15 protein-coding genes are annotated in these 19,105 nt (G+C 68.8%); 9 read left to right on the top strand and 6 right to left on the bottom strand.

Features of this window, described 5'->3' with window-relative positions; translation table 11 throughout:
- The first annotated feature begins 149 nt into the window (after positions 1 to 149).
- Positions 150 to 395 carry a DNA-directed RNA polymerase subunit omega gene (gene rpoZ / locus BO221_RS50655; protein ID WP_073568153.1) on the top strand — a complete coding sequence of 82 codons (246 nt, stop codon included), beginning with the start codon at positions 150 to 152 and terminating at the stop codon, positions 393 to 395.
- On the opposite strand, the gene BO221_RS50650 is transcribed toward rpoZ, so the two are convergent.
- Genes BO221_RS50650 through BO221_RS50640 form a run of 3 tightly spaced genes read right to left on the bottom strand, consistent with a single transcriptional unit; the run spans position 392 to position 2,159 of the window.
- On the bottom strand, positions 392 to 874 hold the full coding sequence (locus BO221_RS50650) for an NUDIX hydrolase (protein ID WP_073568152.1): 483 nt from the start codon (positions 872 to 874) through the stop codon (positions 392 to 394). The two genes, rpoZ and BO221_RS50650, sit on opposite strands and share 4 nt — an antisense overlap.
- Positions 875 to 907: 33 nt before the next feature.
- On the bottom strand, positions 908 to 1,549 hold the full coding sequence (locus BO221_RS50645) for a hypothetical protein (protein ID WP_043396078.1): 642 nt from the start codon (positions 1,547 to 1,549) through the stop codon (positions 908 to 910).
- A 16-nt stretch (positions 1,550 to 1,565) separates the two neighbouring features.
- Positions 1,566 to 2,159: a hypothetical protein gene (locus tag BO221_RS50640; protein WP_073568151.1), complete on the bottom strand. Its 594-nt coding sequence runs from the start codon at positions 2,157 to 2,159 to the stop codon at positions 1,566 to 1,568.
- Positions 2,160 to 2,565: 406 nt separating this feature from the next.
- Here BO221_RS50640 and groES point away from each other — a divergent pair, with 406 nt between their 5' ends.
- From groES to BO221_RS50610, 6 genes are all read left to right on the top strand, one after another.
- On the top strand, positions 2,566 to 2,856 hold the full coding sequence (gene groES, locus BO221_RS50635) for a co-chaperone GroES (protein WP_043396073.1): 291 nt from the start codon (positions 2,566 to 2,568) through the stop codon (positions 2,854 to 2,856).
- 44 nt (positions 2,857 to 2,900) lie between these two features.
- The gene (groL, locus tag BO221_RS50630) at positions 2,901 to 4,550 is read left to right on the top strand and encodes a chaperonin GroEL (protein WP_073568150.1); all 1,650 of its coding nucleotides are present in this window, start codon (positions 2,901 to 2,903) and stop codon (positions 4,548 to 4,550) included.
- 168 nt (positions 4,551 to 4,718) lie between these two features.
- Complete coding sequence (grxC, locus tag BO221_RS50625) at positions 4,719 to 4,976, top strand: glutaredoxin 3 (RefSeq protein WP_073568149.1); 258 nt, start codon at positions 4,719 to 4,721, stop codon at positions 4,974 to 4,976.
- Positions 4,977 to 5,085: 109 nt separating this feature from the next.
- Positions 5,086 to 5,511 (top strand): hypothetical protein, encoded by a 426-nt coding sequence (locus BO221_RS50620; RefSeq protein WP_073568148.1) that lies wholly within the window; start codon positions 5,086 to 5,088, stop codon positions 5,509 to 5,511.
- Positions 5,512 to 5,736: 225 nt separating this feature from the next.
- Positions 5,737 to 7,116 (top strand): sigma 54-interacting transcriptional regulator, encoded by a 1,380-nt coding sequence (locus BO221_RS50615; RefSeq protein WP_198956351.1) that lies wholly within the window; start codon positions 5,737 to 5,739, stop codon positions 7,114 to 7,116.
- Between the two features lie 38 nt (positions 7,117 to 7,154).
- Positions 7,155 to 8,357: a hypothetical protein gene (locus BO221_RS50610; RefSeq protein ID WP_073568147.1), complete on the top strand. Its 1,203-nt coding sequence runs from the start codon at positions 7,155 to 7,157 to the stop codon at positions 8,355 to 8,357.
- Between the two features lie 76 nt (positions 8,358 to 8,433).
- Here the strand turns inward: BO221_RS50610 and BO221_RS57550 are convergent, their stop codons facing one another.
- Positions 8,434 to 11,079, bottom strand: a complete 2,646-nt coding sequence (locus BO221_RS57550) for a carboxypeptidase regulatory-like domain-containing protein (protein ID WP_073568146.1) — start codon at positions 11,077 to 11,079, stop codon at positions 8,434 to 8,436.
- A 338-nt stretch (positions 11,080 to 11,417) separates the two neighbouring features.
- Between BO221_RS57550 and rsgA the strand changes: the two genes are divergently transcribed.
- Positions 11,418 to 12,503, top strand: coding sequence for a ribosome small subunit-dependent GTPase A (gene rsgA / locus BO221_RS50595; RefSeq protein WP_073568144.1), 1,086 nt, complete (start codon positions 11,418 to 11,420; stop codon positions 12,501 to 12,503).
- Positions 12,504 to 12,664: 161 nt separating this feature from the next.
- On the opposite strand, the gene smc is transcribed toward rsgA, so the two are convergent.
- The gene (gene smc / locus BO221_RS50590) at positions 12,665 to 16,264 is read right to left on the bottom strand and encodes a chromosome segregation protein SMC (protein WP_073568143.1); all 3,600 of its coding nucleotides are present in this window, start codon (positions 16,262 to 16,264) and stop codon (positions 12,665 to 12,667) included.
- A gap of 491 nt (positions 16,265 to 16,755) precedes the next feature.
- Here smc and BO221_RS50585 point away from each other — a divergent pair, with 491 nt between their 5' ends.
- The gene (locus tag BO221_RS50585) at positions 16,756 to 17,730 is read left to right on the top strand and encodes a hypothetical protein (protein WP_143196169.1); all 975 of its coding nucleotides are present in this window, start codon (positions 16,756 to 16,758) and stop codon (positions 17,728 to 17,730) included.
- 15 nt (positions 17,731 to 17,745) lie between these two features.
- Here the strand turns inward: BO221_RS50585 and BO221_RS50580 are convergent, their stop codons facing one another.
- The gene (locus BO221_RS50580; RefSeq protein ID WP_073568141.1) at positions 17,746 to 19,092 is read right to left on the bottom strand and encodes a hemolysin family protein; all 1,347 of its coding nucleotides are present in this window, start codon (positions 19,090 to 19,092) and stop codon (positions 17,746 to 17,748) included.
- Positions 19,093 to 19,105 lie beyond the last annotated feature (13 nt).

Below are 19,105 nucleotides of genomic sequence, written 5' to 3'. Positions count from 1 at the left end.
GGTCTCAACAAGGCTAGCACACAGGCAGCCGGGCACCCGCGTCCCTCCCCTGCCCCACGGTGCGCTTCATCCTTCCTTGACTCGGTAGGGGTCCCTCTCTAGGTTGAATCTCTTCTTCACCCAGTACTTAGCGAAGGAAGTTCCCCACCATGGCTCGCGTCACAGTCGAAGACTGCCTCCCCCTGGTCGACAACCGCTTCGCGCTCGTGCTGCTGGCGGCCAAGCGTGCCCGTCAGCTCATGGCCGGCGCCCGCCCCATCATCGACACCTCGAAGAACAAGCCGCCCGTGCTCTCCCTGCGCGAGGTGGCCACCGGTCACGTGAAGTTCGACCGGGACGTGCGCGAGGCCCTCACCGGCAAGTACTCCAAGGACCAGAAGGCCAACGGCGCCTAGTCTCCGGAGCCCTCCGGGCGTAACAGCCCGGACAGGGCGAGGCTGGCTCCCGCGCGCAGCAGCATCCTGGCCGCGCGCGCGGCGATGGCCTTCTCGCCCTTGTAGCCCAGCAGCGCCGCCACCCGGGTCAGCGGTACCCAGCGCGTCTCGTCCACCTCCACCCGGTGCCCCGCGTGCTGGATGTCTCCCAGCACCCCGGACTGGTAACGGAACAGGTAGAAGTGCACGCGCTTGAAGATGCGCTGGCCGCGGAACTGGTAGACGTAGCGGATCTCCCCCAGCGGCGCGACGAGTGTGGCCTTCAGGCCGGTCTCCTCCCACACCTCGCGCACGGCCGTCTGCTCGGGAGTCTCCCCCGGGTCCACATGCCCCTTGGGAAGCGCCCACAGGGAGCGGCCGTGGGGCCGGATGACGGCCACCTCCAGCTCGCCCCCCTGCTCTCGGATGACTATTCCTCCGGCGGACGCCTCACGGGGCATGGCCACAAGTTAACCGATGCCCGGCCGCCGCGGTCAGGAGACTTGTCCGAAGTGCCTCAGCTTGGCTTCTGCCCCCAACCGGTACGCGTAACGCAGGTCCGTCAGCAGCCGCTCCAGCCGCCGCCCCGTCACGTGTCCCATCAGCCGGGTACAGAAGTTGCGCGACAGCCGGTTGGCCTCCTCGTACCGCCAGCGCTCCGCCTTGGACAGCCGCTCCCGGTAGGACACCCGGTCGAACAGCCTCCTCAGCAGCTCCTTCGCCCACGCCCCCACCCCATCCCCCCACCGGTGCAGCAGGCACAGGGCGAACTTGTCCACCTCCGCCTGCGCCTCCAGCTCCAGCAGGGAGACGGTGCGTCCATGTGTGGCAGTGTGCGCCACATAGAGGAAGTGCGAGACGCCCTCGGCGAGCTGGCAGAAGCCGTCCAGCTCGGACTCCAGCAGCGAGTCCACGGGGCCGCTCTCGTAGGGCTTGAGGCGGTGGAGCAGCGCGGGGGCGAGGTAGAGGGCCATCTCCAGCTCCCCCTCCGATTCAGAGACGAGCAGTTCCTCCTCACTGCGCCCGGTGGCGCCCAGCTGGACGGCGGCTTCCCTGTCCACCACGAAGCCCTCCGCCCGGGCGGCGCAGGTGATGCCGTAGATCGCCTCCAGGTGCTCCTGCACGCGGCCGATCATGTCGTGGCTCCCGGCTTCAGTTCGGCAGGCCCTTGGGCATCACCAGGCCGGCATCCACCAGCACCTGCTCCAGCTTGTCGTTGCCGGTGCGCACCCAGCTCTCGTACACCTTGAGGGCACCGGAGGGGCCGTTGTGCACCAGCCCGCGCGCGGCGATCTCCTCCAGCACGTCCACCAGGGCGCGGAAGCGGGCGCTCAGCTCCCGGTAGACGGCGGCGAAGCCCGCGGCGGGCGCCAGGTCCGCCAGCTGCCCGTACGCCGCGCCGCCCATCTGGATGTAGTAGTCCTGGCCCACGGCGCTGTCGCGCAGCGCGCTGGAGAAGAAGCCGGCCTGGTAGAGCGACACGTCCCCCAGCCGGCGCAGGGTGCGGATGCGCTCGTCGCGCTGTTGCTGCAGCGAGCGGTGGTAGAGCACCGCGAGCGGCTCCTGCTCCTTGCGCCCGTCCTCGCCCTTGCTGAACAGATTGTCGGTACAGGCGAACTCGGACAGCAGGTTGACCAGGTAGAACTCAGTCGTCTCCCCGACAGCGAGCTTCTGGCGCCGGATGACTTCTTCCAACAGCGCCTTGAAGAACTCCTTCAACGACGGGGCCGTCACCAGTTGACTCATGGACTCTCGACCTCCAACGCCCCCGAGGGTTTTCGGGCCGGGGACGCCACGTAAAAGTTACCAACGCCCCCCGACACGCGGCAAAGAGACCCCCAGTCATTCCAAGCACTTACGCTGGCACTCGCCCCTCGCGACTGCCAGAAACCGTGCAACGCCACCTCCCTCCGGCCCCCGACGTCCACAGGAAGACAGAGAGGAAAAACCCAATTGTGACGGGGATTTGGCGCGTCCCCTCCCCGCGGTCCCGGCTCGCTTGACGGGTCGACTTCGCTGGTTATTATCCCGCGCGCTCGCTGATTGGCACTCGCGAGGTGCGAGTGCTAACGGCCCGGGCCATCAGGCCCTTATTCCCCAACCCCCAAGAGCGCTCCGTACGCCGGGGCGCCCCAGCTGAAGGAGACAGACCATGAAGATTCGTCCCCTGCAGGATCGTCTGATCGTCAAGCGCGTGGCCGAGGAGAACAAGACCAAGGGCGGTCTGTTCATCCCCGACACCGCCAAGGAGAAGCCCCTCGAGGGCCACGTGCTCGCCGTGGGCAACGGCAAGGTGCTTGAGGACGGCAAGGTCCGCCCGCTCGACATCAAGGCTGGCGACACCATCCTGTTCAGCAAGTACGCGGGCACCGAGATCAAGATCGACGGTGAGGAGCACCTCATCCTCCGTGAGGAGGATGTGCTCGGCGTGATCGAGAAGTAATCCCCTCCCCCGCTCCTCAACCCCTACCAAAGGAAGCATCCAAAATGGCGAAGGACATTATTTTCGACGTCCGCGCGCGCGAGGCCATTCTCCGCGGCGTGAACATCCTGGCCGACGCGGTGAAGGTCACCCTGGGCCCCAAGGGCCGCAACGTGGTGATCGAGAAGTCGTTCGGCTCGCCCACGATCACCAAGGACGGCGTGACCGTCGCCAAGGAGATCGAGCTCGAGAACAAGTTCGAGAACATGGGCGCGCAGATGGTGAAGGAGGTTGCCTCCAAGACCTCCGACGTGGCCGGTGACGGCACCACCACCGCGACCGTGCTGGCCCAGGCCATCTTCCGCGAGGGCGCGAAGCTGGTGGCCGCCGGTCACAACCCGATGGACATCAAGCGCGGCATCGACAAGGCCGTGGCCGCCATCGTGGCCGAGCTGAAGAACCTGGCCAAGCCGACCAAGGACAAGAAGGAGATCGCCCAGGTCGGTACCATCTCCGCCAACGGCGACACCACCATCGGGCAGATCATCGCCGATGCGATGGAGAAGGTCGGCAAGGAGGGCGTCATCACGGTGGAGGAGGCCAAGGGCCTGGACACCACCCTGGACGTGGTCGAGGGCATGCAGTTCGACCGCGGCTACCTCTCCCCGTACTTCGTGACGGACCCGGAGCGCATGGAGGTGGTGCTGAACGACTGCCTCATCCTCATCAACGAGAAGAAGATCTCCTCGATGAAGGACATGCTCCCCATCCTCGAGCAGGTGGCCCGCTCCGGCAAGCCGCTGCTGATCATCGCCGAGGACATCGAGGGCGAGGCCCTGGCCACCCTGGTGGTGAACAAGATCCGTGGCGTGCTGAACGTGGCCGCGGTGAAGGCGCCGGGCTTCGGTGACCGCCGCAAGGCCATGCTCGAGGACATCGCCACCCTGACGGGCGGCCGGATGATCGCCGAGGACCTGGGCATCAAGATGGAGACGCTGACGCTCCAGGATCTGGGCAAGGCCAAGCGCATCACCATCGACAAGGACAACACCACCATCGTCGACGGTGCGGGCGCGCAGAAGGACATCGAGGCGCGCGTGAAGCAGATCCGCGCCCAGATCGAGGAGACCACCAGCGACTACGATCGCGAGAAGCTCCAGGAGCGTCTGGCGAAGCTGGTGGGCGGCGTGGCCGTCATCAACGTGGGCGCCGCGACCGAGACGGAGATGAAGGAGAAGAAGGCCCGCGTGGAGGACGCGCTCAACGCGACCCGCGCGGCCGTCGAGGAGGGTGTGGTGCCCGGCGGTGGCGTGGCCCTGCTGCGCTGCTCCAAGGCGCTGGACACCCTCAAGGTGGACGCCGGTGAGAAGTTCGGCGTGGACATCATCCGCCGCGCGGTCGAGGAGCCGCTGCGCCAGATCGTCGGCAACGGCGGTCTCGAGGGCAGCGTCATCGTGAACAAGGTCAAGGAAGGCACTGGCTCGTTCGGCTTCAACGCCGCCACCAGCGTCTACGAGGACCTGCTGGCCGCCGGCGTCATCGACCCGGCCAAGGTGAGCCGCTACGCGCTGCAGAACGCGGCCTCCGTTGCCTCCCTGATGCTGACCACCGAGGCGATGGTGGCCGAGCGTCCGAAGGAGGAGAAGGAGATGCCGGCCGGCGGTGGTATGGGCGGCATGGGCGGCATGGGTGGTATGGGCGGCATGGGCATGTAGTCGCCCCGGACCCTGGAGCGCGGGTGCCTCCCGCGCTCCGGTGTCTCCGGACGGCCTCCGGTTCCCTCGTGGAGCCGGGGGCCGTTCGCGTTTCGAGGAGCCGGGCATACGCCGGGTGGCGTGGCGTCTCCCTCCCCCTTAGGTTGGAGAAAGACACGAGGAGGACATGTGAAGCCCGTGAAAATCTACACCACCACCTACTGCGGCTACTGCGTCCGGGCCAAGGACCTGCTGACGCGCAAGGGCGTGAAGTACGAGGAGTTGGACGTCACCGGTGACGACGAGATGCGCTCGAAGCTGGTGGAGATGAGCGGCGGCCAGAGGACCGTGCCGCAGATCTTCATCGGCGACACCCACGTGGGTGGCTACTCGGATCTCGCCCGGCTGGAGAGCGAGGGGCGGCTCGAGCCGATGCTCCAGGCCTGAGTCCCGGCCGCGTTCCCCGGGAGCAGGCGGCCAGCCGTGCTCCCTGGGCGTCTCCCTTCCCCCGTGAGCAGGTTGCCCGGAGCAACGGCTCATTGCACGGAGGTGGACGATGGCAGAGACAGGGGAACAGGCCACGGGAACCAAGGACGAGAACTACGACGTCATCAGCGTGCTCTACCACTGTCTCAAGGGCGCCTCGGATATCGGCCAGTACATCGAGGACGCCGAGCAGAGCGGTGACCAGGAGCTGGTGGACTTCTTCCGGGACTACCAGGAGGCCCAGAAGGACCTGGCCGAGCGCGCGAAGAACCTGTTGGGCGCGCGGCTGGCCCGGACCGAGGGCGTGAAGCGCGGCACGGACACGGGCTCCCGCGGCGGCAAGACGGTAGAGGCCAAGGGCACGAAGAAGGCCAGCCGCTCGGCCGGCGCACCGACCAACGCCCAGGTGAAGTCCGGCGGCAACGAGTCGGATGACCTCGTGGACGAGCAGGCCAAGGAGTCCTTCCCGGCCAGCGACGCACCCGCCCGGTATTAGCGGGCCCTGAAGCACCGATGAAGCAGGCGCGCCCGGGAGAGGGCTCTGGACCCTCCCGGGCCGCTTCTTTTCTACAGCCGCTTTTTTTTACAGCGGCCCTGATGCCGCGGCCCGCACAGTCAGACACTAACGCTTGCTCCCGCCGTATTAGCCCCATAAACAGGAAACTCCCGCGACGCTGGCGGAAGTACCCAGTCCGCCGCCCCGGGTGGAGGGTCTACGCCAATGATCGACGACAGGCCGGAGGTCACCCAGACCGTGCAGAGCCCCGAGGGGCGCTCGACACGGATTCAAGTGCGTGACTGGACGGTGGAGGTGGTGGCTGGCCCGGACAAGGGCAAGAAGGTCACCACGCAGGATGCGCTGCTGCGCGTGGGCTCGGATGTGGCGAGCGATCTGGTGCTGAGCGACCAGACGGTGAGCCGCCGGCACATCGAGCTGGAGCGCACGAACAAGGGAATCATCGTGCGCGACCTGGGCAGCCGCAACGGCACCTTCCTGGATGGCCATCAGGTGATGCAGGCGCTGTTGCAACCGGGTGACAAGGTGATGCTGGGCAAGACGAAGCTGGCCATCAAGCAGGAGGCGCGCGCCACCGAGGTGGAGGTGACGGGCGGGGCGGATGCCTTCGGTGCCCTGGTGGCGTCCTCGGAGAAGATGCGCGTCGTCTTCGCGCAGCTGCGGGGCATCGCCCGGGAGGACATGAACCTCCTGCTCGAGGGCGAGACGGGCACCGGCAAGGAGCTGGCGGCGCGCGCGGTGCACGAGCACTCGCGGCGGCGGCATGGCCCCTTCAAGGTGGTGGACTGCAACCTCATCACCGAGGAGAAGGCCGAGCGCGAGCTGTTCGGCGGCCTGCGCTCCAACGGCGATGAGGCCGGCAAGGGCGTCTTCGAGGCGGCCCAGGGCGGCACCCTCTTCCTGGACGAGGTGGGCGAGCTGCCGCTGTCCCTGCAGCCCAAGCTCCTGCGCGTGCTGGAGTCGCGCGAGGTGCCCTCGCTGGACGGGGCGCCGGTGCCGGTGGACGTGCGCATCATCGCCTCCACGCACCGCAACCTCGAGGAGGACGTGCGCCAGGGCCGCTTCCGGGCGGACCTCTACTACCGGCTGGCGGTGGCGCGTGTGCGCCTGCCCCCGCTGCGTACCCGGCGCGAGGACATCCCCGCGCTCGCCCAGTCCCTGCTGCGCGGCCTCAAGTCCTCCTTCGAGCTCACCTCGCAGACGCTCGCCCTCTTCGAGGGCTATGACTGGCCGGGCAACGTGCGCGAGCTGCGCAACGTGCTGGAGCGCGGTGCCCTCATGCAGGAGACGGGCAACGTCAGCTGGCTGGACTTCATGGCCCAGCCCGAGCGCAAGGAGGAGGGCCAGCAGCCCACCACCAGCGTGGCCGCGCTCGTCACCGGCATGCCCTACCACGAGGCCAAGGACCGGGTGGTGGCGGACTTCGAGCGCCTCTACTTCGCCGAGGTCATGCGCGTGTCCAACTTCGACATGAAGACGGCCGAGCAGCACACCGGCCTGTCCATGCAGAGCCTCTACCGCCTGCTCAAGAAGAATGGGCTGCGGTTGAAGGATCTCAAGAATGCCGAGGGCCTTGATAAATAGGCCCTCGCTTTTCCCCAACCCCAAGGGAGTTTCCCAAGATGATGCGCCGTATCGCCATCGCCTCCGTCCTCGCCGTCACCGGCTGTGCCGGCATGCAGGAGGCCCAGAAGAAGCCGGCGGGCCCGACCACCACCGAAGAGCGGATGCGTATCACCAACCAGCCGCCCTTCGACGTGGCGGTGTGCCAGTCCAAGGCCCTCACCCTGCCCCAGCCCCCCAACGAGGGAGTCCTCGTGGGCGCGCTCCTGCTCACCCGTCCCGAGGTGATGGAGTGCCTGGTGGACCCCAAGTCCCGCGGTGAGGCGGAGAACACCCGCGTGGTGGTGAAGACCACCATCAATGATCAGGGCGGCACCCACGCCATCACCGGGGAGAACCTCACCCCCGAGGGCACCGCGTGCATCCAGAAGGTGGTGGACACGCGCGTGCCGCTCACCGCCCTGGCCGCGGGCGCCCAGCCGGTGACGTCCGAGAGCACCTTCGTCCACGAGGTGGGCGGCAGCGCCAGCGTCAAGTTCGGCATCAACCCGGGCTCGGACTTCTCGGGCACCGTGCGGCTCGCGCAGGACTCCTGGTGCGAGTGCTACGCCCCCTTCGGCATGAAGATTCCCCCGCAGCTCAAGGCCACGGTGGACCTGAAGAAGGGCACGCCGACCCCGGCGGAGATCGTCTTCGATCCCGTGGGCACCCCCGAGGGTGACCAGCTCACCGCCTGCCTCCAGGCCAAGATGATGGCCCTGCCGGCCAACATCGAGGTGACGGAGCTGAAGTTCCCCTACCGCTTCACCCACTTCCACTCGCAGGCGTCCGAGATGTCGGCGGACATGTCGCCCGAGCTGCGTTTCTACCAGTTGGATCTGCTGCGCAATCAGCGCGCCGCCAGCACGGCCATGGCCTTCGGCGCTCGCGCCACCGCAGCGGAGATCTACGAGGCGGTCATCGCCAAGTTCCAGAAGACGCCGCAGAAGAAGCAGTACGATCTGCTGCCGGAGCTGACCACCAAGTGCAACACGCTCGTCGAGACCTCCAAGGCGTCGGTGGACGCGCTGTCCGCGCAGCTGCAGGCGGAGCAGCAGTCGCTGGCCAACGTCCAGGAGCTCAAGGCCAAGGACGCGGCCTGGGGTGAGCTGGAAGGCAAGCTGCAGGAGGGCGTGACGGCCACCGAGCAGGACGTGAAGAGCGCCGAGGAGCGCCTCAAGGCCGACCAGGGCGCCTGCCCGAAGGTCAACTACAAGAAGTGACACCCGGGGCCCGGTAATGGGCCTGGCATGACGAAGGCGCGGCGCCCTCCCGACGGGTTCCGCGCCTTCTGTCTTTTCACGGTGCGGAGGCGCCGACGGGCACGTCGCCGAGCTCGAGCGACTGGCCCGCCATCAGCGCCACCGTGCGGTCCGCCCGGGCTCCGTTCAGGCTGAAGATGAACAGCGTGTGAGTGCCCGCGGGCAGGCCCTCGACGAGGAAGCGGCCATCGGCCCCCGAGACCGCATGGAAACGGGATGCCAGGTCCACCGAGACGAAGACGGACGCACCCGCCAGCGGGGCACCTGTCGTCATGTCCACGGCCCGGCCGCTGAGGCGGGCCATGTCGCCCAGGAGGATTTCCACCTCGGCGCTCGCACCGGGCGCCAGCGTTACCTCCGCCTTGCCCCGGGCTCCATCCCGCGAGCGAGCTTCCAACTTCACGCGCTCGCCCGGTACGTCCTTCACCTCGAAGCGATCCGCGGGGAACTCCTGATCGCTCCACATCCACGGGGACGAGCCCGGCTCCCGCGGTAGCACGCTGAGGGTGAAGCCTCGCACGGGAGCGCCGTTGGCGCGCACCACGCGGCCACGGATCGAGGCCGCGGGCTGAAGCCTCACCACCACCTCCTGTCCGGCCCTCGCCTCCTGGACCTGGCCGATGCGCCCGCCGTTGCTCGCGCGCACCGTGAGGGTGGCCCATTCCGAGATGGCGTGCTGGAAGCGTCCCTCCACATCCGAGCGCGCCCAGAAGTGCGGCATGTCCAGATCCGCGGGGCCCTGTCCGATGACCATGGCCGAGGGCGAAGGCGAGCCATCCGGCTCGAGCACGCGCCCGCGAAGCAGGTTCCGCGTGTTCTCGGGCGCCTCGAGCGTCAGCTCCACCCGGACCGTCTTCCCCGGCTCCACGGACACCGTCACCGGCTCGCTCGGAGCGAGGCCGTCATCCTCCGGGTACCCCGCCATGATCTCATAGGGGCCCGGAGGAAGCTGCATGCGGAAGGTGCCCGAGCTCCCCACCTCGGCGGTTCCGCTGTCCCCATCGGTGAGGATGCCCGAACGCTCCGGGTAGGCGTACACCTGGACCGGTTTGTCGGGCCACCGGCCCGAGGCCAGGCGGACCACGCCCTCCAGCGTGCCCGTCTCCTCGAGGGTGAAGTCCGCCCGTGCCGTGCGTCCCTCCTCGAGGAACAAGGAGTGGCCCTGCCCGGCCGACGCCCCCTCGCGATGCGCGAAGAGAGCCACCCGTCCCGAGGCGAGGCCTTCCAGCCGGTAATGCCCTTCGGCGTTGGTGCGGGCCTCGGCAGGGGTGCTGCTCAGCCCCTCGGGCGCCCAGCGATCGCTGACCACCACCCCCACACCCGCGAGGGGATGACCCGCCACATCCCGCACCGTGCCCTCCACCGCTCCCGTGCCCGCCAGCTCGAATTCCACGAGGAAACGCTCGCCGGGTGCCAGCGTCAGTCCCTGCCGGATGGCCTCGGAGAAGCCCTTGGCGGCCACCACCCCGTCGTAGAGGCCGGGAGCGAGGCCCTCCACGGTGAAGCGGCCCTCCGCATCCGTCACCGCGCGGCCCGAGTCCCCATTGGCCCCCGCGGGGCTGATGTCCACGGTGGCGCCCACCACGGGCGCCTGGCTCGTACGAGCCACCACCCGGCCCTCGATGAGCGCGCTCGCGCCGAGTCGCACCCGCACGTCCCGCACCGTCCCTCCAGCGGCCACCACCACCGGCGTGTCCAGCGCGCCCGCCTCGTCCCCCCGGCGCGCGGACACCGCATGCGTCCCAGCCTCCACCTCCGCGGAGAAGCCACCGCCCTGCCCCGTGGTGACCACCCGCTGGGTGACGCCGCCACTGACCCGTACCTCGGCGCCCGGCGCGGGCCGGCCCTCGGCATCCATGACGAAGCCCTCGATGATGCCCGCCCGGGAAAGGGCGATCTCCAGCGGCCCCTCCGCGGGGATGCGCACCTCGACCAGCAACTCCGGTCCATGTCCCGGCGCCTCGGCGCGCAGCATCCAGGTGCCGGCGGCCAGCCCTTCCACCCGGAAGGAGCCCCGGGCATCACTGTGGGCGAAGACCCGCTCCTCGAGCGGCGCCTCCACCTCCTCCCACGGCTTCAGCTTGCGGCCATGGGCGATGAGGGAGAGTTCCACCAGGGGCAGGGGCTCGCCGGTGCCCTTCACCACGGTACGCCCGGAAAGGCTGTGTCCTGCCTCGAGCGTCAGCCGCAGACGCGTGAGGGCCTCGCCCTGGGGGCGCACCACGTCACGTGATTGCGTGGCCAGACCCGGGGCCCGAGCGGTCACGAGGTAGCTCCCGGGCCGCGAGGGCAGCCGCACCTGCCCGCGCGCATCCGTGGAGCCCGAGCCCGCCAGACGCCACGCCGCCTCTCCCAGGTTGGGGTCGCGAGGGCCTCGCCAGTACAGCCGCACGCTGGCACCCGGCACGGGCCGCTCCTTCGCGAACACCTCCACCAGCAAGACGCCATCGGCCTCTGTGGCGGGGTGCTCGAGCGGCGGGGTGCCGGCCTCCTCCGGGATGGCGCGAGTCTCCGGTTCCCCGGAGCGCTCGGGTCGGAACACGCGCTCCGTCCGTCGCGGGCTGGAGGCCATGGCCGGGGCGTCACCGGAGGGTGTCTGGGCGTCTCGCGAGTGGAGGGAGAGGAGCAGCAGCCCGAAACCCAGCCCCAGGGCCACCACCGCCGCGAGCGTGCGCTTGCGCATGGGGCGGTTCTACCAGACCCCACTCTGAAGCCATGGCAACGTGCGCTCGCGGGCACGCGGTGAGCCTCGCGGCCATCGGATTCCACACGAGGATTGTCCAGAGGCCAGCGGTGGTTCAGAATACAGGTCACGGGTGGCGAGGGACGCCGCCCCACGAGTCCCCGGAGGCAACCATGAACGCTCCCATTGATCTTGCCGTGGTTGACGCCCTGTTCGCCCAGGAGGCGCGGGCCGCCTAGCCGGCCGGAAGATCCGACGCAGCGTGGTCCCGCTCCTTGCTGGGCGCCCTTGAATCCCCAGGTGCGCCGCAGGCACCGCTCTGCCCGGAGTTCTTCCCAGTGTTCCTTGAATCCCTCGGTTGGAGTACCGACCTCACCCACGCTTTCTCCCAGTTCCTCACCCAGACCTCTCCTCCCCTCGTCCCCGGGCGCGTCGTGCGCCAGGAACGCGGACTGCTCACCCTGCAGACATCCGAGAAGACCGTGCTCGCGCGGCCCTCGGGACGGGTCCTCCACCACGCGCCCGGCGCCGAGGCCCTGCCCACCATCGGAGACTGGGTCGCACTGCGGCTCCCTCCCGGCGAGGGCGAGGCCCTGATCCATGCCGTTCTCCCCCGCCGAGGCGTCCTCATGCGGCGCGAAGCGGGCCACGAGCACACGGCTCAACCCATCGCCGCCAATCTCGACGTGGTGTTCCTCGTGACGGGGCTGGATGGCAACTACAACCCCCGCCGCATCGAACGGGCGCTCACCCTCGCGTGGAACAGTGGAGCCACGCCCGTGGTCGTGCTCAGCAAGGCGGACCTCGAGCCGGAAGCGGCCACCCGGGTGCTCGAGGTCCAGGCACTCGCTCCCGGCGTGACCGTCCTCGCACTGAGCACGTACACCGGAGAGGGGCTCGAGGCGCTGCGAGCCCAGCTCCCGGCCGGTAGGACGGGCGCGCTGCTCGGCTCCTCGGGCGTGGGCAAGTCCACCCTCGTCAACCACCTGTTGGGCGAATCGCGGCTGGCGACCCAGGCCGTCAGCCTCGAGGACGACAGGGGCCGCCACACCACCACCCACCGGGAGCTGTTCCTGCTGCCGCACGGAGGGCTGCTCATCGATGGGCCCGGCATGCGCGAGCTCGGGCTGTGGGGCGAGGAAGAAGGGCTCGAGCACGCCTTCGCGGACATCCTCGAACTTGCCGAGGGCTGCCGCTTCCGGGATTGCACCCACCAGCGCGAACCTGGATGCGCGGTTCGCACCGCCCTCGAGACCGGAGTGCTCTCGAAGGAGCGGCTCGCCAGCTACGAGAAGCTGCGGCGCGAGCAGGCCTGGCAGGCCCGGCAGTCGAGTCCCACCGCGCAACGCGAACAACGCCGTCACGAGCGAAACCAGACCGTGATGGGGTGGGAGTACTCGCGCGCCAAACGGCGAGGGAAGTGAAGCCCGCCGAGCGCGTGTCCTGAAACGGCGAAGGCGCGGGACCTGGACCCAGGTTCCGCGCCTTCTCACAGAGGGGAATCCGGGAGCCGGATACCCTCACCCCGTCCCTCTCCCGAGGGGAGAGGGGTGGTTTTGACGGCTGGGGTGGTGGGCCGCGGGTGTTACGCCGCCGTGATGTTGTCGTTGGCCGCCTTCGCCTCGCGCAGCTTCACGCTCACCAGCTTGGAGATGCCCGGCTCTTCCATCGTCACGCCGTACAGCGTGTCCGCCACTTCCATGGTCCGCTTGTTGTGCGTGATGAGGATGAACTGCGACTGCTTGCTCATCTCCTTCACCATGTCGTTGTAGCGGCCCACGTTGCCCTCATCCAACGGGGCGTCGACCTCGTCCAGGAGGCAGAAGGGCGTGGGCTTGATGAGGAAGATGGCGAAGATGAGCGCCACTGCCGTCAGCGCCTTCTCGCCGCCCGACAGCAGGTTCATGCTCTGCAGCTTCTTGCCCGGCGGCTGCGCCACGATCTCCACGCCCGGCTCCCCACCCTGCCCTTCGTTCGTCAGCACGAGGCTCGCCCGGCCGCCGCCGAACAGCCGCGGGAAGATGGCCTGGAACTTCTCGTTCACGATGTCGAACGTCTGCTTGAAGCGCTCCCTGCTCGATGCGTCGATGCGCCGGATGGCCTCCTGCAGCTTCTCCATCGACTCGGACAGGTCCTTCTTCTGCGTCAGCATGAACTCCGAGCGGCTCGTCAGCTCCGCGTGCTCGTCGATGGCCGTGAGGTTGATCTCCCCCATCTTCTCCACCTGCGCGCGCAGATCCTTCAGCTCCTGCTCGGTCTCCTCGCTCAGCGACGGCAGCAGGTGGTACTTGTGCACCTCCTCCTGCAGCTCCGCTCCGTGCCGCTCGCGGATGCCCGCCACCAGGTGCTCCAGCTCCAGGGCGATCTCCCGCTCGCGCAGGGTGATCTGCGACAGGCCCTGGGTGAGGCCCTCCAGCTTCGTGCGCAGCTCACGCAGCGCGTTGTCCTGCTCGCGCACCTCGGTGGACGCCGAGCCGTGCGCCATGCGCCGCGACTCCAGCACGCCGGCCGTCACCGCCAGGTCCTCGGCCTTCTTGGCGCGCTCGGCCTCCGTCTCGGCGATGCGGCGCTGGAACTCCTCCACCCGCGCCGAGCCCTCGCGCACCGTGGACTCCAGCTTGCGCACCCGGTTGGCCATCTCCTCCTTCTGGGCCAGCAGGCTCTCCAGCTCCTTGCGGGCGGCGTCGCCGCGCTCGCCACCGGCGGCCACCTTCACCTTCAGGGTGGTGAGGTTGTTCGTGGCCGTCTCGGCACGCTGCTTGAGCGACTCCAGCTCGCCCACCAGCTGCTTCACGCGCTCCTCGCGCGCCTCGCGGTCCGCCTGGCCGTGCGCCACCTCGCCCCGGCTGTTCTCCTCCTCGTGCGCCAGCCCGTCGTACATCTGCGTGAGCTGCGCCTCGTCGGCGTCCAGCGCCCGGAGCCGGTCGCGCACCCGCGCCAGATCCTCGCTCGCCTTGTGCAGGTCCTTCTCCTGGCTGGCGAGGCTCAGCTCCTCGGCGTGCTGGTTCTTCGCCAGCCCCTTGAGGACGTCCTCCGTGTCCCCCATCTGCTTCTGCAGGGTGTAGTGCCGGGTGAGGATCTCGTTGTAGCGCTCCTCGACCCGGGCCACCTCGGAGGCCAGCTCGACGATCTCCCGCTTCTTCTGCAGGGCGCCCACGGCGACGCCCTCGCGCTCGCCGCCAATGATGGTGCCATCCGGGCGGAACACCTCACCGTCCAGGGTGACGAGCGTGCACGTGGAGCCCTCGGCCTCGGCGTACGCCCGGGCCACGGCCAGGTCCTCCACGATGACCACGTCCCCGAGGAGCAGCTGCACCACGGGCTTGAGGGCCTCCTCGCACGTCACCTCGTCGAGGGCGCGGGCCAGCACACCGGCGCGGGACACATCCGGCTGCACGGCGGAGGGAACGCGCTCGGGGACGGGCACCGGCAGGAAGCTGCCGCGGCCCTCGAGGGCGGACTTGAGGTACTCCACCAACTCCACGCCCTTGTCGCGGCTCTCCACGACGACGTGCTGCAGCCGCTCACCGAGCACGGCCTCCACCGCGCGCTCGTAGCGCGGCGTGGTGGAGATGACGTCCGCCACGAGGCCGAAGATGCCCTGCTGCCGGGCGTCCTCACCGGCGCGCACCATCACCGCGCGCACGCCCTTGTCGAAGCCCTCGTAGTCCTTCTGGAGCGCCTCCAGCGAGGCCAGCCGGCTGCGCTTGTCGCTCAGCTCCTCGCGCAGGCCGATGACCTGGACCTCGTTCTCCATGAAGGCCTGGCGCGTGCGCATCAGGGCCTCTTCCTCGTGGCCCTTGCGCTCGGCGAGCTCCAGCGACAGGTGGCGGCTGTCCTCCACCCGGCGGGCCACGTTCTGGCGCGCGTCCTCGAGCTGCTTCTCCTGCTCGCGCAACGCATCCGCCTCGGCGCGGTTGCGGGCGCGGCGGGACTCCAGGTCCGTCTTCTGACGGGCCAGGTTGACGAGGTTGCTCTCGTGGTTGGCCAGGCGGCTCGCCACGGTGACGACGGCGGCCCGCTCCTGCTCCAGGCGCAGGGAGATCTCCGCCTGCAGCTGGCTCACCCGGCGCAGTTCCTCCTGCGCCACCTTCATGGCGACCTCGTCCTCCTTCCACGAGCCGGCGATGTTGCTCAGCTCGGACTCGCGGGAGGCCATGGTCTCGGCCAGCTCGGACTGGCGGGAGCGGACGTTGTGCAGCTCGGTCTCGGACTGCGCCACCCGGGCGCTCGTCTCCTCCAGGTCCTTGCGCCAGTAGGCCAGGTCCTGGTCCGCGCGCTGCACGTTGCTCTCCAGCGTGTGCACCTCGGCGGAGAGCTTCTGCAGTGCCTCGGTCTCGGACTCCAGCGCGGTGCGGCGGTTGGTGATGATCAGCTCCAACTCGCGCATCTTCTCGAGGTTCTCGCGCTCCTCGCCGCCCAGGCTGTTGAGCTTCTCCACCGACACCTTGGACTCGGCGTGCAGCGCCAGGAAGCGGTGCGAGGCCGAGTGCAGATCAATCTCCTTCATGCGCGCCTTGAGCTTCTTGTACTTCTCGGCCTTCTTGGCCTGGCGCGACAGGCTCTCGATGCGGCGCTCGAGCTCGCTGGTGATGTCGGTGACGCGCAGGAGGTTGGCCTGGGTGGCCTCCAGCTTGCGCTCGGCGGCCTTGCGGCGGGACTTGTACTTGGTGACGCCGGCGGCCTCTTCAATGAGGTTGCGCCGGTCCTCGGGCTTGCTGGAGACGATAAGGCCCACGCGGCCCTGCTCGATGATGGAGTAGGCCTTGGTGCCCACGCCGGTGCCGAGGAAGAGCTCGGTGATGTCCAGCAGGCGGCAGGTGGTCTTGTTGATGAGGTACTCGGACTCGCCGCTGCGGAAGAGGCGGCGCGTCACGGTGACTTCCGGCAGGCCCGAGAGGTGGGCCGGGAGCACGTCCGTCTCGTCCACGTGGAAGGTGAGGGACACCTCGGACATGGACAGGGGCGGCTTGGACTCCGAGCCGTTGAAGATGACGTCCTCCATGCCGCGGCCACGGAGGTTCTTGGCGCTCTGCTCGCCCATCACCCAGCGGATGGAGTCCACCACGTTGGACTTGCCGCACCCATTGGGGCCGACGATGCCCGTCACGCCGTCATCGAACGTGAAGACGCTGCGCTCCATGAACGATTTGAAGCCGGTGATATCCAGGCGCTTGATTCGCATGTGAAACGTGCTCCCGAGTGGTGGGCGAGCGGGCGGAAAAGCGTTCCGGAGGCCGAAAAATCGGCCTCGGAGCGATCAGACGAGTAGCACGCTGGATCTCAGCCGATCAAGCATGACCCTGCCATGCGTGACACTATGCGAGCAGGCAAGCATGGCGCCCACCGGCCTGGCGGACAGGGGGCTGTCAGGGCGAGAACAGACCCTACCCTTCCTCAACTGATTCCACAGGCGGCCTGGGTTCAGGCCCCTGCCTGCTCACTCGCTCCTCGTGTGAGCGCTCGCGGCATAGCAGGCCGGTCTGACATGGCCGTTTTCACGTTACGTCCTGCTACAGGTCCGAACATCGAAGGTCGGCTCCCGCGAGCGTCCGCGTGCGCAGTGGGCCCGGGCGCTTGTGCACCACGTTGTACACGGCTCGGGTCCACGGTCCTCAAGTGCCGGGATTTCCAGCAGTGCACATTCCTGGCCCGTCCACTGCAGTACAGGGCGGCATGTTCTCACTCACGACATCCCTCGCCCTGGCGGCCGTGCTGACCCTCGCCCCGCAGGACGCCACGCCCCCCGAGTCATCGGTCCCCGCCGCGACGGAATCACCCGCCCCTTCCATGTCCGCGCCCGCCGAGGCCACCGCACCCGCGGAGTCCGGCAAGCGGGAGCTGTCCCGCATCACCTTGAAGGACGGGCAGGAGCTGCACGGCGTGGTGGTGCGCCAGGACAGCCAGGTGGTGGTGTTGGAGCTCGCGGATGGCGATCGAATGGAGCTGCCGGCCCGGCAGGTGAAGGACATCGCCGTCGAGCGCAACGCCCAGGTCCGCGACAACGGGGAGATCTGGTTCCAGGATCCCAACCGCACCCGCTACCTCTACGCCCCCACCGGGATGATGCTGCGCCAGGGCGAGGGCTACTTTTCCCAGAAGGAGCTCTTCTTCTCGTCGCTCAACTACGGCCTGACGGATCACATCACCGTGCAGGCGGGAGCGGTCGTCCCGGCCTGGCTCCTGGGCGCTCCGGGCTTCAACTTCATCGGAGGCATCAAGGTGGGCGGCTCGGTGGGGGACAGGCTGCATCTGGCCGCCGGTGCGCAGGGCCTCTTCCTTCCCGGGATCGGTGGCATGGGGGGTGCCGTGGGCTTCGTCTTCGGAACGGCCACCTACGGAACCCCGGATGCGCACCTGTCCGTGGGCCTGGGCAAACCCTTCACGCTGACCAACAGCGGGGGGAGCCTCGACAGCACCATCATCACCACGCTCAGCGGCAACCTCCGGCTGAGCCAGCGGGTCGCGCTCGTCACGGAGAACTGGCTGATGCCCACCTTCATCGAGAGCGGCAACAGCCAGCTGCCGATGATCAACTCCCTGGCGGTACGCCTCTTCGGGGAGAGCTGGGCGGTGGACCTCGGCGGCATTCGCGTGCCGGGCCTGTCCCTCCCCATCCCCTGGGTCGACTTCGCCTACAACTTCGGCTGAGCCGGACAGGACGGCTCAGGAGGCCTCGGGCACCGCCGCCGTCACCGGAGGCTTGGGGCTGGCCTGGGGCTCGACGGTCACCCGCACCACGCGCGGCCCCTCCACCTCCTCCACCTGGATGCGCCACATGTCCAGCTTGAGCGAGTCCCCCTTCTCGGGGATGCGTCCCAGCCGGGCCATGATGTAGCCGGCGATCGTCGTCACCTCGACGTCCTCGTCGTCGACCTCGAACGAGACGTCCAGGCGGTCCTCCAGGTCATCCAGCTGGGCGGTGCCCGGCAGCTCGAAGCGGCCGCCCGGCAGGGCGCGCACCTCGTCCACCCGCCGGCCCAGCTCGGCCACGTCGCCCACCACCTCGGCCACCACGTCCGCGAGCGTGACGAGCCCCGAGGTTCCACCGTGCTCGTCCACCACCAGGGCGATCTGCCGGCGGCGGCGGCGGAACTCGGTGAGCAGCTGCTCGAGCGTCACATGCTCCGGGATGTAGAGCACCGGGCGCTGCACCTGGGCCAGACTGCGCAGCTCGCCCTTGGAGAGGAGGAAGAAGAGGTCCTTCACGTTCACCACCCCCTCCACCTCGTCCATGTTGCCCCGGGCCACCGGCAGCCACGTGTGGCCCGCCGCGCGCGCGTCCGCGACGCACTTGTCCAGGGGCTCCTCCACGTCCAGGAACTTCACCTGGTTGCGCGGCACCATCACCTGGCGGGCCGTCTTCTGGGCCATCTCCAGCGAGCGCTCCAGCAGCTCCGCGCGCGCCGTGGTGATGGCGCCCGCCTCCGCGGAGCTGTGGAGGATGACGCGCAGCTCCTCCTCGCTGTGGGCCTCCTGCGACTCGTGGGCGCCGTGCAGCCCGGCCACCCTCAGCAACCACGCCGCCACTCCATTGAGGAGCCAGATGGCCGGGTAGAAGATGAAGTAGAAGAGCCGCATGGGCAGGGCCACCCCCAGCGTCGTGTCCTCGGCGCGCTGGATGGCGAAGCTCTTGGGCGCCAACTCCCCCACCACGATGTGCAGGAAGGTGATGATGGCGAAGGCGATGGCCACCGCGAGCGTGTGCGCCAGCGTGGGCCCCGCGGCCTCGGGCACCACCCGCGTCAGCACCGGCTCCAACAGGTGGGCGAACGCCGGCTCACCCAGCCAGCCCAGCCCCAGTGACGCGAGCGTGATGCCGAACTGCGTGGCGGAGAGGTAGGCGTCCAACTTCTCCACCATCTTCAGGGCGGCGCCAGCACCCGGCCGGCCCTCGTCCACCAGCGCCTGGAGGCGTGTCTGGCGGACCTTCACGATGGCGAACTCCGTCGCCACGAAGAACCCGTTCGCGAAGACCAGCAGGATCGCCAGCCCGAGGAAGACCCATTCCATAGAGAGAGCTCAG

This window comes from Archangium sp. Cb G35 (assembly GCF_001896145.1).
Classification (GTDB): domain Bacteria; phylum Myxococcota; class Myxococcia; order Myxococcales; family Myxococcaceae; genus Archangium; species Archangium violaceum.
Note: the sequence above shows the minus strand (reverse complement) of the source record. Positions and strands in the feature narration are given on the sequence as shown.

Bases quoted from the DNA above. Each gene is read 5' to 3' on its own strand.
- rpoZ (WP_073568153.1), top strand. From the start codon at position 150: ATGGCTCGCGTCACAGTCGAAGACTGCCTCCCCCTGGTCGACAACCGC.
- BO221_RS50650 (WP_073568152.1), bottom strand. From the start codon at position 874: ATGCCCCGTGAGGCGTCCGCCGGAGGAATAGTCATCCGAGAGCAGGGG.
- BO221_RS50645 (WP_043396078.1), bottom strand. From the start codon at position 1,549: ATGATCGGCCGCGTGCAGGAGCACCTGGAGGCGATCTACGGCATCACC.
- BO221_RS50640 (WP_073568151.1), bottom strand. From the start codon at position 2,159: ATGAGTCAACTGGTGACGGCCCCGTCGTTGAAGGAGTTCTTCAAGGCG.
- groES (WP_043396073.1), top strand. From the start codon at position 2,566: ATGAAGATTCGTCCCCTGCAGGATCGTCTGATCGTCAAGCGCGTGGCC.
- groL (WP_073568150.1), top strand. From the start codon at position 2,901: ATGGCGAAGGACATTATTTTCGACGTCCGCGCGCGCGAGGCCATTCTC.
- BO221_RS50620 (WP_073568148.1), top strand. From the start codon at position 5,086: ATGGCAGAGACAGGGGAACAGGCCACGGGAACCAAGGACGAGAACTAC.
- BO221_RS50615 (WP_198956351.1), top strand. From the start codon at position 5,737: ATGATCGACGACAGGCCGGAGGTCACCCAGACCGTGCAGAGCCCCGAG.
- BO221_RS50610 (WP_073568147.1), top strand. From the start codon at position 7,155: ATGATGCGCCGTATCGCCATCGCCTCCGTCCTCGCCGTCACCGGCTGT.
- BO221_RS57550 (WP_073568146.1), bottom strand. From the start codon at position 11,079: ATGCGCAAGCGCACGCTCGCGGCGGTGGTGGCCCTGGGGCTGGGTTTC.
- smc (WP_073568143.1), bottom strand. From the start codon at position 16,264: ATGCGAATCAAGCGCCTGGATATCACCGGCTTCAAATCGTTCATGGAG.
- BO221_RS50585 (WP_143196169.1), top strand. From the start codon at position 16,756: ATGTTCTCACTCACGACATCCCTCGCCCTGGCGGCCGTGCTGACCCTC.
- BO221_RS50580 (WP_073568141.1), bottom strand. From the start codon at position 19,092: ATGGAATGGGTCTTCCTCGGGCTGGCGATCCTGCTGGTCTTCGCGAAC.